Raw genomic sequence first — 20,213 nt, 5'->3', positions numbered from 1 at the left:
CTCACATTATCTTCACGCCCCCGAAGTCTCTCGCGGAAACAATCCCGCACCTCATCGGCGTTCCGAGCCGAGGAAGGAAGGTGTCGGGCCTGAAGCTGTTCCGCACGGACACGACGAATAGCGGCATGACGGAGGTCATGCCGCGTCTTGCTGAGATCGAGGCCGATGTGCAGAGTCTCGTCGAGGCGCACATGGAGACGCTGCTGGGCGTCCGGTTCCTGGTGAGCGAGTACAGCACGGGGCCCGTCCACGGGGGCCGGATTGACTCGTTCGGGCTGGACGAGAACGGATCGCCGGTCATCGTGGAGTACAAGCGCGGCACGGACGCCGGCGTCATCAACCAGGGTCTGTTCCATCTCTCGTGGCTGATGGACCACCGGGCGGAGTTCGGGCACCTGGTCCGCGACCGGCTCGGGGTGACGGCCGCGTCCCAGGTCCTGTGGAGCGGACCGCGCCTGATCTGCATTGCCGGCGACTTCACCCGCTACGACGTGCATGCCGTGCGCGAGCACCGGAGGTCGATCGACCTGGTTCGCTACCGACTCTTCGGCAGGGACCTGCTCGGGCTCGAGACCGTGGCCTCCGTGAGCGGGGGCATGCAGGTGTCCCGCCGGGCGCGGCGCGGGGCGGTCGCCCGGGCGGCGGTTGATGTCCAGGGGGTGGCGATGCGCGAGTTGGCGGGTGCGGTCGATGAGGTCCTGCTCGGGCTCGGGGACGGCGTGAACCGGGTGGAGCGCAAGACCTACCGGGCGTATCAGCGGCTGCGGAACTTCGCCTGCGTGTGCCCGCCGCAGCGCAGCAAGCTGCTGGTCTACCTGAAGGCCGACCCGAAGGATGTCGACCTTGTTCCGGGCTTCACTCGGGACGTGTCCGGTCTCGGTCACCACGGGACGGGTGATTTGGAGGTGCAGCTGCGTACGCCGAGGGACGTGGAGCGGGAGCAGGATCTGTTCCGGGCAAGCTACGCGGCGGCGTGATCGCCTGCCGCTGCCGGCCTCGTGACGGGCTGCGCTGCGTGTCGTGTCTGCGGTCGTGGGCGGATCCTCTCGTCGTGCGGGCAGGGCGTGGCGGTGGACTACCCATGGTGCGCGGGATCGCCGGTTTGGCCACCCGGCGATCCCGCGCTATGTTGCCCTGCTCGTGCGGACCGATGATCAGCGTGAACGGCTGGCGGGTCGGCCGGCCGTGACCGGCAAAGGCGCCGACACGCTGGTCGCTAGGCAGGTCCTGTGTTCACGGCCCGGCTGGGGCTGGCGCGTGCCGGTCTCGTGGGCGAGGGTTTCGGAGAGGTGGGCCAGCAGCGGGCTCGGGGTGTGCGGGGACGCGGTGATGGCCCAGGTAGGGCGGTTCGAGTCGGGCCCGGCCCAGATGGTCCAGGTGGCCAGGTTCTGACTCGCGTGTTGTGCGGCGAAGGCGTCGAACTGGACGCCCGCGTCCCCGCCGGGGGAGGTCCAGCGGATCCATCGCCCGTTCACGGTGTGCTTCCATCCGCCGTCGGAGAGCGGCTGGGTGGCTGCGGTGACCGTCTTCTCGTCCACCGAGGCGCTGATGCCCGTGCCCCAGCCGTCGCCATCGGCGAGTTGGATGAGCAGATTCTGCAGTACTGGGGCAGGGGTGGCGCTGGTCGCGGTGAGGTGCCACATGCGGTCGGAGACGGGTGTCTCGTAGGCGGCCACGGTCCAGGCAGTCTCGTGGGTGGGGGTTTCAGGTCCGCCGCCGGGCCCGCCTCCTGCGCAGACGGTGGGGACGGGCCGGTCGGTCGCGCCCCACCCCAGGGCTTCGGCCATGCTGACCCAGCGGGCACGGCCCGGCCCGAACAGCGATTCCGGCTCGGCGAGCTGGGCGTGCGTGGGCGTGGGCGGCTGCGCCGTACGGACGCGCGAGGCCAGGAGGATCGCTCGCTTCCTGGTCTGCGGGACGCCGAAGTCAGCCGCGTTGAGGATCCCGCACCAGACGGAAAACCCCCACCCCCGCAGGACGGCCGCGTACTGCTTCCACAAGGGCAGCACGTCCGGTACTTCCTCCATGGCCACCCAGTCGGGCTCGCCGACCGTGTTCAGCGCGTACAGGTAGCGCATCGGCTCGGCAGCGAGCAGGGAACGCTCGTCGCGGCAGGCGGTGAGGAGGCGCTCGCGGGTATCGCGCCCGGCGGCCAGGTCCTCGACCGCCGCGTGCACCAGCGGCTGGTCGAGAAGGCCGAGGCGCTTGCCGGCCATGCTCCACGCCTGACACGGCGGCGAAGCGATCACACCGCGGGTGCGGCCGACGAACGGTCAGGCCGGATACATCGCCACGTCGCACCGGATGGTCAACTGCCCCGCCGCAGCACGCGTCTTACACGCCCACTGATCCCATTCCAGCCCGACGTCGCGCACGCCCAGGACGTGCAGTGCCCTGCTCCAGCCGCCCGGACCTGCGAAGAGGTCGAGTATCACGTGGCCAGCCCGAAGCCGTCCTGCGTCAGCGCCTCGGCGTCGCCACGGCACGCCCAGGGCGAGCAGCCGTCCTCGACACCCTTCTCCAGGACGTCGACCTCGTCCGCGCTGATCCGCAGGGCGGCCCGCTCGGCAGCCGTGAGGCTGGCCCGAGCCTGATCGCGGCAGCGTGTTCGCGCTCTGCTCTGGCCGAATTCCAAACGTCCTTGACGCCCGCCCTGTGCCACCGCCAGGAGTCACCGGACGAGCCACAGCCATGGTCGTGAGAATCGCCGGTTTGGCTAACCGGCGATCCGCCGCTATGTTGCCGCGCTGCTTCCGCCACTCAAGTTCATGGAGCTGTGGGCGCCTCCTCCTTGAAGACGGGATACGAGGGGCCTGGGCCAGCTGACCCATGGCGGCGCGTGGTCCGACTTCCGGTCGAGCGCCTTCGCTCCTGACTGCCGTCCAGACCGTCCGCGTGACGGTGATCACGGACGCCCTTCGGGGGGTGCTGCGTAGGCTTGGGTCGTCGCCGCGGTGGGGTCCGCGAGTGTGGGCGAAGCCCTCCTCCAGTCACCTGACGGGACGTCAGAAAAGTCAGCAAGTGGTCAGCATGAGTCCTGAAAAACCTGGGGACAGCTGCCCGAACATGCGACTCGTTGTAGGGTGTCGAAACAGCCCTTGACCTGCAAAAACGCAGGCAGGGAGCCTACTTGTGGGAGTGCCCCGATGTTGCGTACAATGTTCAAGTCCAAGATCCACCGAGCCACCGTCACCCAGGCCGACCTGCACTATGTCGGCTCCGTGACCATCGATGCCGAGTTGCTGGACGCCGCCGATCTGCTGCCCGGTGAGCTGGTGCACATCGTGGACATCACCAATGGGGCCCGGCTGGAGACCTACGTCATCGAGGGGGAGCGCGGGTCCGGTGTGATCGGGATCAACGGGGCCGCCGCTCACCTCGTCCACCCCGGCGATCTCGTGATCGTCATCAGTTACGCTCAGGTCACCGACGCCGAGGCGCGGTCGCTGAAGCCGCGGGTCGTGCACGTGGACGGTGACAACCGTATCGTCGCCCTGGGCGCGGACCCCTCCGAGCCGGTACCGGGCTCGGACCAGCAGCGCAGCCCGCAGGCCGTGTCGGCCTGACGCGGAACGCCGAGAACGTCCAGAACGCACAGGGAGCGTGCCCGTGAGTGACATCGAGATCCGCGACGACCGGGCGGCGGGCCGGCTGGAGGCGGTGGCGGGCGGCGAGGTCGTCGGCCGGATCGAGTACTTCGTGCTCGACGCCCCCGCCCGTGCCCTCGTGCCGGTGCACACCATCGTCGAGCCGGCCCACGAGGGCAAGGGCATCGCCGGTTCGCTCGCCCGTGAGCTGTATGTCCTCGCCGCGCGCGAGGGTGTCGCCGTCGCGCCCCTGTGCCCGTACGTCGTCAAGTGGGCCGAGCGGCACCCCGACGAGGTCCCGGCGGCCGGCCCGGAGCTGCTGCGGGCGGCGAAGGACTGGCTGCGGGCGCACCCCGGACGGTTCTGACGCGCCAGGCCGGGGCGGGGCTGCCCCGTATGAACCGGGGGCCGGCTGGGTCCCCCGGTTCATACGGGGGAGTGAGTGGCGGAGCGGCGCTCGGGTAGGCGGGGCAGTAGTCCAGAGCCGATGCAGAGCCAACGGAGAGCCGACGCAGACCGACCACTGGCCGGAGGACAGCCACCATGACGAACCCGTATCCCGATCCCGTTCCGCCGGGACCGACGCCGGGCCCGGACCCCGAGCCGCCGCAGCCGTATCCCGACCCGGCCCCGCCGGCCCCACCGCCCGGCCCCGGCCCGCAGCCGACGCCTCAGCCCCCGGGCCCGCCGGGGCCCCCGCCCACTCCGCCGCCCCCGCACCCCGGTCCGCCGGAGCCCCCGCCGTCGCCGATCCCGCCGGGGCCGGAACCCGTGCCGAATCCGGAGCCCGGGCCGCCGTTGCGCTGACTTCGCGCGCGGGCCGCCCGGAGTCCGGGCAGGAGTGCCTCAGCCGGCCACCTCCGACCGGTCCCCGCCCCACAGCGTGTGGAACGAGCCGTCCCGGTCGGTGCGCCGGTAGGTGTGCGCGCCGAAGAAGTCCCGCTGGCCCTGGGTGAGGGCGGCGGGCAGCCGCTCGGCGCGCAGGGCGTCGTAGTAGGCGAGCGCGGCGGCGAAGCCGGGGGCCGGTACGCCCTGCCGGGTCGCGGCGACCAGCACCTCGCGCCAGTCGTCCTGCGCCTCGGCGATCTCCCGGGCGAACGTGTCGTCCGACAGCAGGCTCGGCAGGTCCGGCCGGGTGTCGTAGGCGGCGCGGATGCGGTCCAGGAAGGCCGCCCGGATGATGCAGCCGCCCCGCCAGATCGCCGAGACCGCGCCGAGGTCGATGTCCCAGCCGTACTCCTCGCTGCCCGCCGCGACCTCGTGGAAGCCCTGCGTGTAGGAGACGATCTTCGAGGCGTACAGCGCCTGCTCCACCCGGTCGGCGAAGGCCGCCGCCTCCGCCTCCGACAGCGGGGACGGCTTCGGGCCCGCCAGCGAGCGGGACGCCTCGCGCAGCGCCGCGTGCCCGGACAGCGAGCGGGCGAAGACCGCCTCCGCGATGCCGGAGACCGGCACCCCGAGGTCGAGGGCGATCTGGACGGTCCATCGGCCGGTGCCCTTCTGCTCCGCCTGATCGACCACCACGTCCACGAACGGCTCGCCCGTCGCCGCGTCCACGTGGGACAGCACCTCGGCGGTGATCTCGATCAGGTAGGAGTCCAGCCGGCCGGTGTTCCAGGTGCGGAAGATGTCCGCGATCTGCGCGGGGGAGTAGCCCGCCACGTCCCGCAGCAACTGGTACGCTTCACCGATCAACTGCATGTCGGCGTACTCGATGCCGTTGTGCACCATCTTCACGAAGTGCCCGGCGCCGTCCGGACCGACGTGGGTCACACAGGGCGCGCCGTCCGCCGCCTTCGCCGAGATCCTCTCCAGCATCGGGCCGAGTGAGTCGTAGGACTCGGCGGGGCCGCCGGGCATGATGCTCGGGCCGTTCAACGCGCCCTCCTCGCCGCCGGAGACGCCCATGCCGACGAAGTGGATGCCCTGCTCGCGCAGCTCCCGCTCGCGGCGCCGGGTGTCGGCGAAGTGCGCGTTGCCGCCGTCGATGATCATGTCGCCCGGCTCCAGCAGCGGGGCGAACTCCTGGATCACCGCGTCGGTCGGGTCACCGGCCTTCACCATGATCACCAGGCGCCGCGGGCGCTCCAGCGCCGCCACGAACTCCTTCGCCGTCTCCGTGGCGACGAAGTCGCCCTCGCCGCCGAACTCCTCCACCAGCGCGTGCGTCTTCGACGCCGTCCGGTTGTGCAGGGCGACGGTGTAACCGTTGCGGGCGAAGTTGCGGGCGAGGTTGCGGCCCATGACCGCGAGACCCGTGACGCCGATCTGCGCTGTAGTGCTCATTACGTTGGCTCCTAGTGACCTCAGTGTCGGTGGTGCCGGTCGTGCCCGTCAGCCTACGGCCGCCGCCCGACCATCCTGACGTGCCGGTTCGCCGGCCGCATGTGCACGGCCGACGCACCCACCGGTACGCACGGGAGAGGCCCGACGGCTCAACGGACACGTGCCTCATCCGGCCAACAAGCGCCGGTTCCACGCCATTCCGTCACACCGGACGGTCGCGGCCCGTATCGTCATGGCCGGTTCCAGTGCTTCCCGTGCTTTCCTCTGCCGCTCCTGACTCCGTGTCGAGGGGGATCTCCATGGCCGTACGCGGCCGGCACCGCCGGTATCAGCCGAACAGGATCAACCGCGCCTCACTGACCGTCACCGCCGGTGGAGCCGGCATGGCGCTGCCGCTCATCGGTACCGGTACCGTGCACGCGGCCGACGTGGGCACCTGGGAGAAGGTGGCCGCCTGCGAGTCCACCGGCAACTGGGACATCAACACCGGCAACGGCTTCTACGGCGGGCTCCAGTTCACCCAGTCCACCTGGGAGGCGTTCGGCGGCACCCGGTACGCGCCGCGCGCGGATCTGGCCACCAGGGACCAGCAGATCGCCGTCGCGGAGAAGGTGCTGGACGGGCAGGGCCCCGGTGCCTGGCCGGTCTGCTCGGCGCGGGCCGGACTGACCCGGGGCGGCGACACCCCCGACATCCGGCCGGCCGGCGGCACCGACAAGAAGACCGACAACAAGACCGAGAAGAAACAGAAGCAGAAGAGCGCCGGCGAGGACGTGCGGCCGCAGAGCACCCCGCAGTCCCGCGCCGGGCGGTCCCGGATGTACACCGTGGTCTCCGGTGACACCCTCTCCGGCATCGCGGACACCGAGCGGGTGTCGGGCGGCTGGCAGCGGCTCTACGCCGCCAATCGTGACGAGGTCGGCGCCGATCCCGACATGATCCTGCCGGGCCAGCGGCTGTCACTGACCGGAAAGTCGGCAGACAAGCCGACAGGCAAGTCGACAGGCAAGACAACCAGCAAAGCGTCCGAGAGCAAGGCCGAGCGGAAAGCCGCGGCGGCGAAGCCGAAGGCCACGAAGAAGTCCTCCGCCGACAGCGGCAAGAGCAAGACGGCCACCGGTCACTCCCTGGTCGCCCCCGTCGACGCCGCCACCGGCACGCCCTACCACCAGACGGGCTCCTCCTGGTCGCAGGGTTACCACACCGGTGTCGACTTCCCCGTGCCGACCGGCACCCCGGTGAAGTCAGTCGCCGCGGGCCAGGTGGTCAGCGCCGGCTGGGAGGGCTCCTTCGGCTACCAGGTGGTGGTCCGGCACGCCGACGGCCGGTACAGCCAGTACGCGCACCTGTCCGCCATCTCCGTGAAGGACGGGCAGCGCGTGAGCACCGGCCAGCGTCTCGGCCGGTCCGGATCCACCGGCAACAGCACCGGCCCGCACCTCCACTTCGAGGTGCGGACGGGGCCCGGCTTCGGCACGGACGTCGACCCGGTGGCCTATCTGCGGGCCGGCGGGGTCAGGATCTGACCCGCACCCGGTGCCGGTCCGCCCCGGCCGGCGGGGCGTACGGCACGTAGGAGACGCCGTCGAAGACGCAGGCGCCGCAGGAGGAGACCAGGGAGGGGACCAGCGCGGTGGCGGCGGGTGCGGTCGCGCCCGCCCCGCGTATCCCCTCGTCCGTGTACGCCTCCTCCTGCGCGGCGGTCTCCGCGGCCGGGGACGGCGCCGGCGCGGGCAGCACGACCTGCTCCGGATCCCGCGCCCGGCCCGCCGACGGTACTTTCCCGGGTCCGCCGGGCGGAGCGGCTCCCGCCGCGCGCACCGCGTCTCCGTCTCCGGACCAGGACGGGCCGACCGGTTCCGCACCGGACGGCACCGCGCGGGGAGACGGCACCGCCGCGTCGCCGCCACCGCCACCGTCTCCGCCGTCCGACGACGGAACCTGTCGTTCCGTTCGGGCGATCCGCTCGGTCGTCAGCAGGATCAGACCGCCCGCGGCCACCACCCCGCAGCCCAGCGCGAGTACGGTGCCGAGCGTCCCGTAGCGGAAGGTCTCGCCGAACATCGTGATGCCGACCGCCGCGGCCACCACCGGGTTCACCACCGTCAGGGTGGCCAGTGGGGCGGCCAGGCCCGCGCCCCGGTAGGACGCCTGGGAGAGCAGCATGCCCGCGGTGGCCAGGACCCCGATCACCGCCAGGGACGGCAGGTCGCCCGCGGTCACGCCGCCGGTCCAGTCCACCGCGACCGTCTTGGTGAACACGGACGACATGCCGAAGGCGACGCCGGACGCGGTCGCCAGCAGCATGCTGCGCACCGCCGGATGCCGGTGCGCGGCCCGGGCGGCGACCATCAGCGTCACGACCGCCCCGGCGGTCACCAGGGCCACCACCGTGCGCTGCGCGGTGTCCAGCGACCGGGAGTCCGACGAGCCGACCAGGGCCAGCAGGCCCGCGAGGCCCACCGTCGCCATGACCGCGCCCCGCCAGGCCGTCGTACCCGCCCGGCGCCCCACGAACAGCGCCGCCATCGGCAGGGCGAAGACAATGGTCAGCGCGCCCAGCGGCTGGACCAGGCTGAGCGGGCCGTAGGCGAGGGCCACCACGTGCAGCAGCCCGCCGAGGCCGTTCAGCGCGACCGCCGCCCACCAGGTGGGCCGGCGCAGCGGCGCGTACTGCCGGTCGGGCGAGGACAGCGCGACCTGCTCCTGGACGATGGCCCCGCCCGCGTAGGCGACGGCGGACACCAGCGACAGCACCACGGACAACGCGAGGGCGCTCATCGGCTGCTCCTCTGCGTGAGGCGGCGGCCCGGCCCGGTCGGCCCGGCCCGGCGCGGCGAACGGTCGGCTTCCATGACCAACACCTTGCCGCGCCCGTTCCTTCCCGTCGTCAGCCCTGAGCACTCTTTGGGTCATACTGCCGATGGAGTACGACCGTCGCCCGGTCCTCCCCAGGGCCGACCCCCGCACCGCCCCCCGTCTGTTCCTCCGCTCCTCGCACCGCTCCCCGTCGCACCGCTTTCCGTCGCACCGCTCCCCATCTGTTCCCCGCCGAACGCCCCGCGCTCTTCCCCCCGCGCCCCCGCTGGGTGACCATGTGGGGACCAGTCGCCGAGACGGGAGGTTCCGGGTGCGTGTGGGACTGCTGACCCGGGAGTACCCGCCGGACGTCTACGGCGGCGCGGGCGTCCACGTGGAGTTCCTCGCCCGGGAACTGTCCGCGCTGGTCGACCTGGACGTGCACTGCTGGGGCGAGGCGTCCGGCGCCGACGCCGCCGGGGTGCGGCGGCACCGCCCCTGGTCCGCCCTCGACGGCGCCAACGACGCGCTGCGCACCCTCTCGGTGGACCTGGCGATGACCGACGCCCTGGCCGGCCGCGAACTGGTGCACTCCCACACCTGGTACGCCAACCTCGGCGGCCACCTGGCCAAGCTGCTGCACGGCGTCCCGCACGTGGTGACCGCCCACTCGCTGGAGCCGCTGCGCCCCTGGAAGGCAGAACAGCTCGGCGGCGGCTACGCGCTGTCGAGCTGGGCGGAACGCACCGCGATCGAGTCGGCCGACGCGGTGATCGCCGTCTCCGGGGCGATGCGCGAGGACATCCTCAGCTGCTACCCGGCGCTGTTCGCCGACCGGGTGCACGTCGTGCACAACGGCATCGACACCCGGCTGTACCGGCCCGACGCGGCCACCGACGTCCTGGACCGGATCGGTTTGGACCGCTCCCGCCCCTACGTGCTCTTCGTCGGCCGCATCACCCGTCAGAAGGGTGTGCCCCATCTGCTGCGCGCGGTACGGGACATCGACCCCGCCGTGCAGGTGGTGCTGTGCGCGGGCGCCCCCGACACCCCCGAGATCGACCGGGAGTTCCGCGAGCTGCACCGGGAGCTGAGCCGGGCCCGGGACGGCGTGCACTGGATCCAGCGGATGCTGCCCCGCCCCGAGGTGGTGCAACTGCTCACCCACGCGGCCGTGTTCGCCTGCCCCTCGGTGTACGAGCCGCTCGGCATCGTGAACCTGGAGGCGATGGCCTGCGGCACCCCCGTGGTGGCGTCCCGGACCGGCGGCATCCCCGAGGTCGTGGCGGACGGCGAAACGGGGGTACTCGTGGACGTGGACGACGACTTCGAGGCGGGGCTCGCCCGGGCCCTGGACTCCGTCATCGGCGATCCGGACCGGGCCCGGCGGATGGGCGCGGCCGGGCGCGAGCGGGCGGTGGCCGAGTTCGGGTGGGACGCGGTGGCCCGCCGCACGGTCCGGCTCTACGAGGACGTCCTGAAGCAGGTCTGAGGGAGCAACCGCAGAGGGTGGGAGGGAACGGCCATGCGTCGTGGAGGACCTTCGGTGCTCGGTATCGTCCTGGCGGGCGGGGAGGGCAAGCGGCTGCTGCCCCTGACCGCGGACCGGGCCAAACCGGCGGTGACGTTCGGCGGCACGTACCGCCTCGTCGACTTCGTGCTCTCCAACCTGGTCAACGGCGACATCCTGCGCATCTGCGTACTCACCCAGTACAAGTCGCACTCACTGGACCGGCACGTCACCACCACCTGGCGGATGTCCAGCCTGCTCGGCAACTACGTCACCCCGGTCCCCGCGCAGCAGCGCCTGGGCCCGCGCTGGTTCCTGGGCAGCGCCGACGCCATCCTCCAGTCGCTCAACCTGGTGCACGACGAACAGCCCGAGTACGTCGCGGTGTTCGGCGCCGACCACGTCTACCGCATGGACCCGCGCCAGATGCTCGCCCAGCACATCGAGTCCGGCGCGGGCGTCACCGTGGCCGGGATCCGGGTGCCGCGCACCGAGTCCGCGTCCTTCGGCGTGATCACTCCCGCCTCGGACGGCCAGCGGGTCGACAGCTTCCTGGAGAAGCCCGCCGACCCTCCCCCGCTGCCGAAAGCGCGGGAGGTGCCCCCAGGCCTGGCCGACGACCCGGCCTGCGTCTTCGCCTCGATGGGCAACTACGTCTTCACCACCAAGGCGCTGATCGAGGCGCTGCACCGGGACGCCGAGGACGAGAACTCCGCGCACGACATGGGCGGTTCGATCCTGCCCCAGCTCACCGACCGGGGCGAGGCCGGGCTGTACGACTTCAGCGAGAACCACGTGCCCGGCGAGACCACCCGGGACCAGGGCTACTGGCGGGACGTGGGCACCCTCGACGCCTACTACGACGCCCACATGGACCTGATCGCCGAGCGGCCCGCCTTCAACCTCTACAACCGCCAGTGGCCGATCTACACCTCCTCCGGGCAGCTCTCGCCCGCCCGGTTCAACGCCGGCGGGATCGCCAGCGAGTCGATCATCAGCGCCGGCTGCCTGATCCGCGGACAGGTCACCCGCTCCGTACTGTCGCCGGGCGTCGTGGTCGACCCGGGCGCGGTGGTGCAGGGATCGGTGCTGCACGACAACGTGCATGTCGGGCGGGGCGCGGTGGTGCGCGGGGCGGTGCTGGACAAGAACGTCCAGGTGCCGCCGGGCGCCACGATCGGCGTCAACCCCGAGCGGGACGCGGAGCTGTACAGCGTCTCCAAGGGCGGGGTGATCGCCCTCGGCAAAGGGCAGCGGGTGCCCTGACGCGCCGGGTTCCCGACTCCGGCCGGGCGGTCCCGTGCACCGCCCGGCCGGGCCCGGCGCGGGTGCCCGTAGCCGCCGTTGTCATGTCCCTGGACGCCAACCGGAATCCGTGTTGTCATGCATCTGCCGTTACATCGATGTAATATCACGTCGGTGTGCGGGTCGCCCCCGTCCTCCTCGAAGGAGAGGATCCGTGCGCATCAGACGACTCAGAGACCGCCTGGCCCTGCTGCTGGCCGCGGCGCTCGGCATCGGCTCACTCGCCGCCGTGCCCGCCGCGAACGCGGCCGCCGACGACGCCGTGGACATCCACGGCCTGAAGGGCGAGTACTACACCCAGTCGGCCCCCGGCGCCTTCGACTTCAACGAGCTGAAGGCCACCGGCTTCGACCCGCAGGTCGACTTCGACAACCTGGAGTCGCGCCTGAAGTTCGCCACCGGACAGGCGGACGACGTCAGCGTCCGCTGGACCGGCCGGCTGGTCCCCGAGGAGAGTGGCCCGCACACCTTCTCGGTCATCGGCGACAACGGGTTCCGCCTCTGGATCGGCGGACAGCTCGCCATCGACCACTGGGTCGACGACTGGGACCGCGAACAGACCGCCCAACCGATCGACCTGACGGCCGGCCAGTCCTACGACATCAAGCTGGAGTACTTCGAGCACTACGGCGGCTCCAACCTGCACCTGCGCTGGACCGAGCCCGGCGGCGCCAAGGAAGCGGTCCCGCAGTCGGCGTTCCGGCTGCCCGAGGGCTACGACTACGACGGCGCCACCTCGGCCACCGTGCTGGCCACCGGCCGCACCCTCAAGCTCGGCTTCGCCCACCCCGTCGCCGCGCCCCCGGCCGGTTTCACCGACCACCTCACGGCGGTCATCGGCGGCGCCACCTGGCCGCTGGGCGAGACGAAGGCCGACCCGGACGACCCGAACGCCCTCCTGGTCGCCCTCGACGAGCCCGTCGTCGGCAACAAGACCGGCACCGCGCCCGGCACCGCCGACATCCGCTACGACGGCCAGGGCGGCCTGACGACAGCCGAAGGCAACGTTGTCAGCGCGTTCTGGACCAGCGGCTCCAACCGCTCCACCTACGAGCTGCGCACCGACTGGGCCGACGAGGTCGGGCCGGACAACGCGCTCCCCGAGTACCCGCGCCCGCAGCTGACCCGGGACGACTGGCAGAACCTGAACGGCAGCTGGCAGTTCGCCGCCGCCGAGGCCGGCGAGCAGCCGCCGGTCGGCAAGCGGCTGAAGGAGCGCATCCTCGTCCCGTACCCGGTGGAGTCCCAGCTCTCCGGCATCGAGCGGCACGAGGACCGAATGTGGTACCGCCGCACCTTCACCGTCCCCAAGGACTGGAAGGTCGGCTCCCAGCAGCGCCTGAACCTCAACTTCGGCGCGGTGGACTGGCAGGCCGAGGTCTACGTCAACGGCGTCGAGGTCGCCGACCACAAGGGCGGCTACGACAAGTTCAGCGCCGACATCACCGACGCGCTGAAGCCCGGCCGCACCCAGGAGCTGATCGTCGGCGTCTACGACCCGACCGACGCCGCGGACGGCGAGAACCCGCCGCTGGGCAAGCAGCGGCTGGACCCGAGCGGCATCTGGTACACGCCGTCCTCCGGCATCTGGCAGACCGTGTGGATGGAGCCGGTCGCCGCCGACCACGCGGACTCGCTCAAGCTCACCCCCGACGTGGACGCGTCCACGCTCACCGTCGAGCCGCAGGGCGTCCGGGCCGGTGTGAAGGTCACCGCCACCGCTTACCAGGGCAAGCGCAGGGTCGCCACGGCGACCGGCCGCACCGGTTCGCCGCTCACCCTCAAGATCAATAACCCGCGGCTGTGGTCGCCGGACGACCCGTTCCTCTACGACCTGAAGGTCACCGTCGGCAAGGACCGGGTCGGCAGCTACTTCGGTATGCGCTCGGTCTCCGTGGAGAAGGTGAACGGCACCCCGCGCACTCTCCTGAACGGCGAACCGGTCTTCATGATGGCCACCCTCGACCAGGGTTTCTGGCCCGACGGCCTGCACACCGCGCCGACCGACGAGGCGCTGGCCTACGACCTGAAGGCGCACAAGGAGATGGGCTTCAACTCGGTCCGCAAGCACATCAAGGTGGAGCCGGACCGCTGGTTCTACTGGGCGGACAAGCTGGGCCTCATGGTCTGGCAGGACATGCCGGCCATGACGGCGGGCGTCAACCCGTCCACCGCCGCCCGCGCCGAGTACGAGCGCGAGATGAAGGAGATCATCGACGAGCACATCAGCAGCCCTTCGGTGATCATGTGGGTCACCTTCAACGAGGGCTGGGGCCAGTACGACATCGGCCGGATCGCCGAGCAGGCCAAGTCCTGGGACCCGACCCGGCTGGTCAACAACCAGTCCGGGCTGAACCTCGGGGCCGACGGCGGCGCCGGCGACATCATGGACGAGCACGGCTACCCGTCCCCGGCCCTGCCACCGTCACCGGACGGCGAACGGGCCCTGGTCAGCGGCGAGTACGGCGGTCTGGGGCTGGCGGTACCGGGACACGCCTGGTCGGTGCAGCAGTCCTACGTCGACGTGGACCCGGCGACGTACACCGACGACTACCTCACCAAGCTGGCCGAGGTGCACGCGCTGGCCTGCAAGGGCGGCAACGGGGCGGTGTACACCCAGATCACCGATGTCGAGGGTGAGCTGAACGGGCTGCTGACGTACGACCGCAAGGTCGTCAAGCCCGACGTGGCGCGCCTGAAGGCGGCGCATGAGCAACTGATCGCGGACGTGTCGCGGGCGACGCCTGCGGGCTGTGTCTGATCCTTTCGTGGGCCCGTTCGCCTCCGGTGGGGGCGGGCGGGCCCGTGCGGCGGAGCCGCACCAGGGCACAGCCCCGCGCCCCAGGGCGTCGCTCACCCGGCACCGACCCAGTGCGACAACGTTGTCCAAGCATTGGAGGCACCTTTCCATGAGACTGACCCACCGGCTGCGCGGCGTCGTGACCGTCGCGGTGGCCGCGTTGCTCGGCGGCGCGCTCGCCGTTCCCGCCGCCCAGGCAGTCACCGACGGCCCGCTGACCGGCCTGGTCAACCCCTTCATCGGCACCGAGAACGAAGGCAACACCTACCCGGGCGCCGCCATGCCCTTCGGCATGGTGCAGTTCTCCCCGGACACCGGCCACAACGTCGGCTACGACTACTCGAACGACCACATCCGGGGCTTCTCCCTCGTCCACCTCTCCGGCGTCGGCTGCGGACTCGGCGGCGACCTGCCCGTGCTGCCCACCACCGGCGACGTCACCGAGACGGACTACACCAAGTACGCCGCCGGCTTCAGCCACGACGACGAGACGGCGCGCCCCGGCTACTACCGGGTCGGTCTGGACTCCGGCATCGAGGCCGAGCTGACCGCGACCGAGCGCACCGGTGTGCAGCGCTACACCTTCCCGGCCACCGACCAGGCCAACGTGCTGCTCAACGCGGGCCAGTCGCTGCATCGCGACGTCGCCACCTCGGTGGAGATCCTGGACCGCCGTACCGTGCGCACCGCGATCACCGGCAGCGGCTTCTGCCAGGACACCGAGCCGTACACCGTCTACACGGTCACCCGCTTCGACCGGCCCTTCACCGCGTACGGCACCTGGGACGGCTCCACCGTCACCGCCGGCGCGAAGACCGGCGCGGACGGCGCCTACCTGCGCTTCGACACGACGAAGGACCGCACGGTCGAGGCGACCACCGCCCTGTCCTACGTCGACGCGCACGGCGCCGCCCTCAACCTCCGCGCCGAGGGCGGGCGTTCCTTCGACGCCGTGCGCGAGGCGGCCGACCGCACCTGGGAGGACCGGCTCGACGACATCCGCGTCCAGGGCGGCGACGACACCCTGCGCCGCACCTTCTACTCGTCCCTGTACCGGTCCTTCCTCGCACCCAACGTCGGCAGCGACGTGGACGGCCGTTACACCGGCTGGGACCAGGAGAAACACCGGGCGAAGGGCTTCACGTACTACCAGAACTGGTCGCTGTGGGACACCTACCGCACCCAGTCCCAGCTGCTCTCCCTGCTCGCACCGCGGCAGGCCCGGGACATGGCGATCTCGGTCCTCAAGATCGACGAGCAGAGCGGCTGGCTGCCCAAGTGGGGCTACGGCACCGTCGAGACCAACATCATGACCGGCGACCCGGTCACCCCCTTCCTCACCAACGCCTACCAGCAGGGCCTGCTCAAGGGTTACGAGGAGCAGGCGTACCGGGCGCTGAAGAAGAACGCCGACGGGGTGCCGCCCGCCGACTCCCCGGCGGTGGGCCGGGAGGCCAACCAGGAGTACCTCGCCGACGGCTACGCGCCCTACATCAAGGGCCGCCCGCACGCCAAGCCCGGTGACTCCGACTACGACCACGGCGGCTCCGCCACCCTGGAGTACGCCCTGTCCGACGCGATGCTCGCGGAGATGGCCGGCGACCTCGGCCATGACGCGGACGCCGCCCGGTACGCCGAGCGCGCCCAGAACTACCGCACCGTCTTCGACGCCTCGACCGGCTTCTTCCGTGCCCGGGACGCGGCCGGCGCCTTCACCGGCCCGGCCGACCCGGCGCAGAGCGAGGGCTTCCACGAGGGCACCTCCTGGCAGTACCAGTGGCTCGTGCCGCAGGACCTGCCCGGCATGATCGACCTCATCGGCGGCACGGCCGCGGCGAACGAGCGCCTCGACTCCTTCTTCGCCTACGACCAGCTGCTCGCCGACCCGGCGGGCACCGCCCGGGACGTGTGGGTCAACGGGCCGTACGACTACTACAACGCCGACAAGTACAACCCGCAGAACGAGCCCGACCTGATCGCCCCCTACACCTACCTGTCCACCGGCCAGCCCTGGAAGACCACCGACGTGGTGCACGCCGCGCTGACCCTGTTCACCGACACCCCGACCGGCATGACCGGCAACGACGACCTGGGCACCATGTCCGCCTGGAACGTACTGTCCTCGATCGGGATCTTCCCGATCCAGCCCGGTTACGACACCTGGGGGCTGTCCACGCCCGTTTTCGACCGCGTCGACCTGACCCTGGACCGCCGCTACTACCCGCGAGGCGCCCTGACCATCACCGCCCCCGGCACCTCGGACACCGACCGGTACGTCCAGACCGCCCGCACCGACGGGAAGGCGTACCAGCGGACCTATCTGACCACCGACGCGCTGCGCTCGGTCCGGTCGCTCGGGTTCACGGTCGGCCCGCAGCCGTCCGGGTGGGGAACGTCAGCCCAGGCGGCGCCGCCCGCGCTGAACTGACCGCAGACGCCCCATGAGTCCCGCCCCTCTCGGAGGGGCGGGACGTAATCCGTTGTTAACTGTGCGTAGCTTGATCGTACTTGACCGTAATCGGCGAGGGGCGATTGACTGCTTGTCTCCATCCGTCCGCGAACCGTCCGTCCGCGAAACCGTCCGTCCGCGAACCATCCGTCCGCGACATCGCGAGGCAAGCCCTTGACTTCCGACCTGCTCGCTCCCCTCGATCTGGCGTTCTGGAACATCGAGTCCGCCGAGCACCCCATGCACCTGGGGGCGCTCGGCGTCTTCGCGGCCCACTCACCCACCGCGGGAGCCCACGCGGCGGACCTGCTGGCCGCGCGCGCGGCGGGCGTGCCCGGACTGCGGATGCGCATCCGGGACGTGTGGCAGCCGCCGCTCGCCCTGCGGCAGCCGTTCTCGTTCGGTGGCGCCGCCCGGGAGCCGGCCCCGGACTTCGACCCGCTCGACCACGTCCGGCTGCACGCCCCGGCCGACGACTTCCACACGGTGGCGGGCCGCCTCATGCAGCGCCCGCTGGTGCGGGACCGGCCGCCGTGGGAGGCGCATGTGCTGCCGGGGCAGGACGGGGTCTCCTTCGCCGTGCTGTTCAAGTTCCACCACGCGCTGGCCGACGGGCTGCGGGCGCTCGGGCTGGCCGCGGCCGTCCTCGACCCGCTGGACCTGCCCGCGCCGCGGCCCCGCCCCGCCCCGCCGCAGCGCGGCCTGCTGCCCGACGTGCGCAGGCTGCCGGGCCTGGTGCGCGGCGCGCTCTGCGACGCCGGGCGGGCCCTGGACATCGGTGCCTCCGTCGCCCTGTCCACCCTCGACGTGCGCTCGTCCGCCGCGCTCACCGCCGCGTCCTCCGGCACCCGCCGCACCACCGGCGTCAGCCTGGACCTGGACGACGTGCACCGGGTCCGCAAGGCCGAGGGCGGCACCGTCAACGACGTGCTCATCGCGGTCGTCGCGGGGGCGCTGCGCCGCTGGCTGGACGAGCGCGGCGACGGCAGCGAGGGGGTGGCGCCGCGCGCGCTGATCCCGGTCTCCCAGCGCCGCCCGCGCACCGCCCACCCGCAGGGCAACCGGCTCTCCGGCTACCTGATACGGCTCCCGGTCGGCGACCCCGACCCGCTCTCCCGGCTGGGCACGGTCCGCGCCGCGATGGACCGCAACAAGGACGCCGGACCCGCCCGGGGCGCGGGTGCGGTGGCGCTGCTCGCCGACCACGTGCCGGCCCTCGGCCACCGGCTCGGCGGCCCGCTGGTCGGCCAGGCGGCCCGGCTCTGGTTCGACATCCTGGTCACCAGCGTGCCGCTGCCCAGCCTGGGGCTGCGGCTCGGCGGGCACCCGCTCACCGAGATCTGCCCGTTCGCACCGCTGGCCCGGGGCCACTCGCTGGCCGTCGCGGTCTCGACGTACCGGGGACGGGTGCACTACGGGCTGGTCGCGGACGCCGAGGCGGTCCCGGACCTCGACCGGCTCGCCCACGCGGTGACGGAGGAACTGGCGGCCCTGCTGCGGGCCTGCGGGCCCTGACCCGGGGCGGCGGTGGCCGGTCCGGTCGCCGTCCGGACCGGGGGCGCCGCCCCTTCGGCGCGGCGGCCGGGGGCGACCGGCCGGACCGCCGGCCCCTCGGAGCACCCCCGCCCGAGACGTTTGGCCGCCGGGCCCCGCGCTCGCGTAAAATCCGGCGTTCGACAGCGGACGCGTAACGGAGCGCCGCGCGGGTGACCAGGGAACGGCAGCGGCGATGACGGTGACACAGGACGGTTCGACGGCCACGGACGAGGTGGACGCGTCCGGGTACGGCCCCGGCATCGACCCCGAGCGGCTCGCCGTCTGCCTCGGCGTGCTGGCGGAACTCGACGACATCGAGGTCGACCACCCCGACGCGATCGCGGTCCGCCGGGCCACCTCGCACATCTACCGCACGGTCAAGCAGCGCCGCCGCCAGGAGCGCCGGGCCGCCAAGACCGCCCACGACAAGGCGGTCACCGAGGCCACCGCCACCGGCTCGGCCGAGCGCATCGACGACGAGACCGAGGGCATCCTGCCCTCCTCCCGCACGGAGCAGGGCACCATCGCGGGGATACTCCAGCGGCCCCGCTCCTGCTACACCTGCAAGCAGCGGTACGTCGAGGTCGACTACTTCTACCACCAGCTCTGCCCGCCGTGCGCCGCCGAGAACCGGATGCGCCGCGAGGCCCGCGCCGACCTCACCGGCAAGCGGGCGCTGCTCACCGGCGGCCGCGCCAAGATCGGTATGTACATCGCGCTCAGGCTGCTGCGCGACGGCGCGCACACCACCATCACCACCCGCTTCCCCAAGGACGCCGTGCGCCGCTTCAAGGCGATGGACGACTCCGGGGACTGGATCCACCGCCTGGAGGTCGTCGGCATCGACCTGCGCGACCCCGCCCAGGCCGTCGCGCTGGCCGACCGGGTGGCGGACCAGGGACCGCTCGACATCCTGATCAACAACGCCACCCAGACCGTACGCCGGCTGCCCTCCGCGTACGCCGCCCTGGTCGAGGGCGAGAGCGCCCCGCTGCCCGCCGGCGAGCTGCCCGCCCGGCACGTCATCGGCGCCTTCGGCTCCGGCGCCGTCGACGGGCTGACCGCGCTGCCCGCCGGGGTCGGCGGACTCGACGCCCAGCAGGTCGCCGACCTCGCCCTGGTCGCGGGCAACGCCAGCGTCGCCCGGCACCTCGACGGCACCGCCATCGACGCCGGCGGCCTGGTCCCCGACGTCGTCGACAGCAACACCTGGGTGCAGAGCATCGAGCAGATCTCCCCGGTGGAGCTGCTGGAGACCCAGCTGTGCAACTACACGGCGCCGTTCATCCTGATCAGCAAGTTGCGCCCGGCGATGGCCGACGCCGCCCGCAAGGCGCCCTCCAAGCGCGCCTACGTGGTCAACGTCTCGGCGATGGAGGGCGTGTTCGCCCGCGGCTACAAGGGCGCGGGCCACCCGAACACCAACGCCGCCAAGGCCGCGATGAACATGGTGACGCGGACCAGCGCGCAGGAGATGTTCGAGACCGACGGCATCCTGATGACCTCGGTCGACACCGGCTGGATCACCGACGAACGCCCGCACTACGACAAGCTGCGCCTCGCCGAGGAGGGCTTCCACGCCCCGCTCGACCTGGTCGACGGCGCGGCCCGGGTATACGACCCGGTGGTCCGCGGCGAGGCGGGCGAGGACCTGTACGGCGTCTTCCTGAAGGACTACGCGCCCGGCAAGTGGTGAACCGGCCGCCCGACCGCTGGTGAGCGGTCAGCCGCCCGCGCCCAGACGGGAGTTGCGCGCCGCCACCAGCTCGAGGACGGTACGCCAGTCCTCCAGCACCCCGGCGTCGAAGACGGCGGTACGGCCCTCCTCCTCCGCCTCGCGCAGCCGGCGCAGATCGTCGTCGGCGGCGGCGTCCGGGCCCGCCCGGCGGGCGACGAGCCGGGCGACCCGCTCACCGAGCAGGGCGCGCACCGCGCCGGCGG

General features: G+C 72.1%; 12 protein-coding genes and 3 pseudogenes. 10 read left to right on the top strand and 5 right to left on the bottom strand.

All coding sequences use genetic code 11. The features are described from left to right. Window positions 1-80: 80 nt before the first annotated feature. Entirely contained in the window at window positions 81-977 is an 897-nt protein-coding gene (locus ACTT8P_RS22830) for a DUF5655 domain-containing protein (RefSeq protein WP_442833559.1), read from the top strand. Between the two features lie 177 nt (window positions 978-1,154). Here ACTT8P_RS22830 and ACTT8P_RS22825 read toward each other — a convergent pair. Both ACTT8P_RS22825 and ACTT8P_RS22820 read right to left on the bottom strand, forming a co-directional pair. Then, window positions 1,155-2,435 (bottom strand): annotated as a pseudogene (locus tag ACTT8P_RS22825) (DUF317 domain-containing protein). Further along, window positions 2,432-2,635, bottom strand: coding sequence for a hypothetical protein (locus tag ACTT8P_RS22820; protein ID WP_442833558.1), 204 nt, complete (start codon window positions 2,633-2,635; stop codon window positions 2,432-2,434). The pseudogene ACTT8P_RS22825 and the gene ACTT8P_RS22820 overlap by 4 nt, the downstream one beginning before the upstream one ends. Before the next feature lie 511 nt (window positions 2,636-3,146). Here ACTT8P_RS22820 and panD point away from each other — a divergent pair. Beyond that, entirely contained in the window at window positions 3,147-3,566 is a 420-nt protein-coding gene (panD, locus tag ACTT8P_RS22815; RefSeq protein ID WP_442833557.1) for an aspartate 1-decarboxylase, read from the top strand. Window positions 3,567-3,609: 43 nt separating this feature from the next. Further along, entirely contained in the window at window positions 3,610-3,954 is a 345-nt protein-coding gene (locus tag ACTT8P_RS22810; RefSeq protein WP_442833556.1) for a GNAT family N-acetyltransferase, read from the top strand. A gap of 479 nt (window positions 3,955-4,433) precedes the next feature. Here the strand turns inward: ACTT8P_RS22810 and gndA are convergent, their stop codons facing one another. Next, entirely contained in the window at window positions 4,434-5,873 is a 1,440-nt protein-coding gene (gene gndA / locus ACTT8P_RS22805) for an NADP-dependent phosphogluconate dehydrogenase (RefSeq protein ID WP_442833555.1), read from the bottom strand. Between the two features lie 416 nt (window positions 5,874-6,289). On the opposite strand from gndA, the pseudogene ACTT8P_RS22800 reads away from it, so the two are divergent. Further along, a pseudogene (locus ACTT8P_RS22800) lies at window positions 6,290-7,399 on the top strand (transglycosylase family protein); the annotation flags it as partial. Here the strand turns inward: ACTT8P_RS22800 and ACTT8P_RS22795 are convergent. Beyond that, on the bottom strand, window positions 7,389-8,654 hold the full coding sequence (locus ACTT8P_RS22795; protein ID WP_442833554.1) for a DMT family transporter: 1,266 nt from the start codon (window positions 8,652-8,654) through the stop codon (window positions 7,389-7,391). The pseudogene ACTT8P_RS22800 and the gene ACTT8P_RS22795 overlap by 11 nt on opposite strands. A 349-nt stretch (window positions 8,655-9,003) precedes the next feature. Between ACTT8P_RS22795 and glgA the strand changes: the two genes are divergently transcribed. The 6 genes from glgA to ACTT8P_RS22765 all read left to right on the top strand — a co-directional run bounded on the left by glgA (window position 9,004) and on the right by ACTT8P_RS22765 (window position 19,968). After that, entirely contained in the window at window positions 9,004-10,164 is a 1,161-nt protein-coding gene (gene glgA / locus ACTT8P_RS22790; protein ID WP_442833553.1) for a glycogen synthase, read from the top strand. Window positions 10,165-10,197: 33 nt separating this feature from the next. Further along, window positions 10,198-11,448, top strand: a complete 1,251-nt coding sequence (gene glgC / locus ACTT8P_RS22785; protein ID WP_442833552.1) for a glucose-1-phosphate adenylyltransferase — start codon at window positions 10,198-10,200, stop codon at window positions 11,446-11,448. A gap of 193 nt (window positions 11,449-11,641) precedes the next feature. Next, entirely contained in the window at window positions 11,642-14,248 is a 2,607-nt protein-coding gene (locus tag ACTT8P_RS22780) for a PA14 domain-containing protein (protein ID WP_442833551.1), read from the top strand. Between the two features lie 148 nt (window positions 14,249-14,396). Continuing rightward, window positions 14,397-16,715 carry a GH92 family glycosyl hydrolase gene (locus ACTT8P_RS22775; RefSeq protein WP_442833550.1) on the top strand — a complete coding sequence of 773 codons (2,319 nt, stop codon included), beginning with the start codon at window positions 14,397-14,399 and terminating at the stop codon, window positions 16,713-16,715. A 195-nt stretch (window positions 16,716-16,910) separates the two neighbouring features. Next, on the top strand, window positions 16,911-18,251 hold the full coding sequence (locus ACTT8P_RS22770) for a wax ester/triacylglycerol synthase family O-acyltransferase (protein WP_442833549.1): 1,341 nt from the start codon (window positions 16,911-16,913) through the stop codon (window positions 18,249-18,251). 214 nt (window positions 18,252-18,465) lie between these two features. Beyond that, window positions 18,466-19,968, top strand: coding sequence for an SDR family NAD(P)-dependent oxidoreductase (locus tag ACTT8P_RS22765; RefSeq protein WP_442833548.1), 1,503 nt, complete (start codon window positions 18,466-18,468; stop codon window positions 19,966-19,968). A 27-nt stretch (window positions 19,969-19,995) separates the two neighbouring features. Here ACTT8P_RS22765 and ACTT8P_RS22760 read toward each other — a convergent pair. Then, window positions 19,996-20,213: pseudogene (locus ACTT8P_RS22760) on the bottom strand (hypothetical protein); the annotation flags it as partial.

It is taken from the genome of Streptomyces sp. JW3, assembly GCF_052216785.1.
Classification (GTDB): domain Bacteria; phylum Actinomycetota; class Actinomycetes; order Streptomycetales; family Streptomycetaceae; genus Streptomyces.
Note: the sequence above shows the minus strand (reverse complement) of the source record. Positions and strands in the feature narration are given on the sequence as shown.

Excerpts from the sequence above, each read along its gene's own strand:
- panD (WP_442833557.1), top strand. The coding sequence starts at position 3,147 with ATGTTGCGTACAATGTTCAAGTCCAAGATCCACCGAGCCACCGTCACC.
- gndA (WP_442833555.1), bottom strand. The coding sequence starts at position 5,873 with ATGAGCACTACAGCGCAGATCGGCGTCACGGGTCTCGCGGTCATGGGC.
- ACTT8P_RS22795 (WP_442833554.1), bottom strand. The coding sequence starts at position 8,654 with ATGAGCGCCCTCGCGTTGTCCGTGGTGCTGTCGCTGGTGTCCGCCGTC.
- glgC (WP_442833552.1), top strand. The coding sequence starts at position 10,198 with ATGCGTCGTGGAGGACCTTCGGTGCTCGGTATCGTCCTGGCGGGCGGG.
- ACTT8P_RS22775 (WP_442833550.1), top strand. The coding sequence starts at position 14,397 with ATGAGACTGACCCACCGGCTGCGCGGCGTCGTGACCGTCGCGGTGGCC.
- ACTT8P_RS22765 (WP_442833548.1), top strand. The coding sequence starts at position 18,466 with ATGACGGTGACACAGGACGGTTCGACGGCCACGGACGAGGTGGACGCG.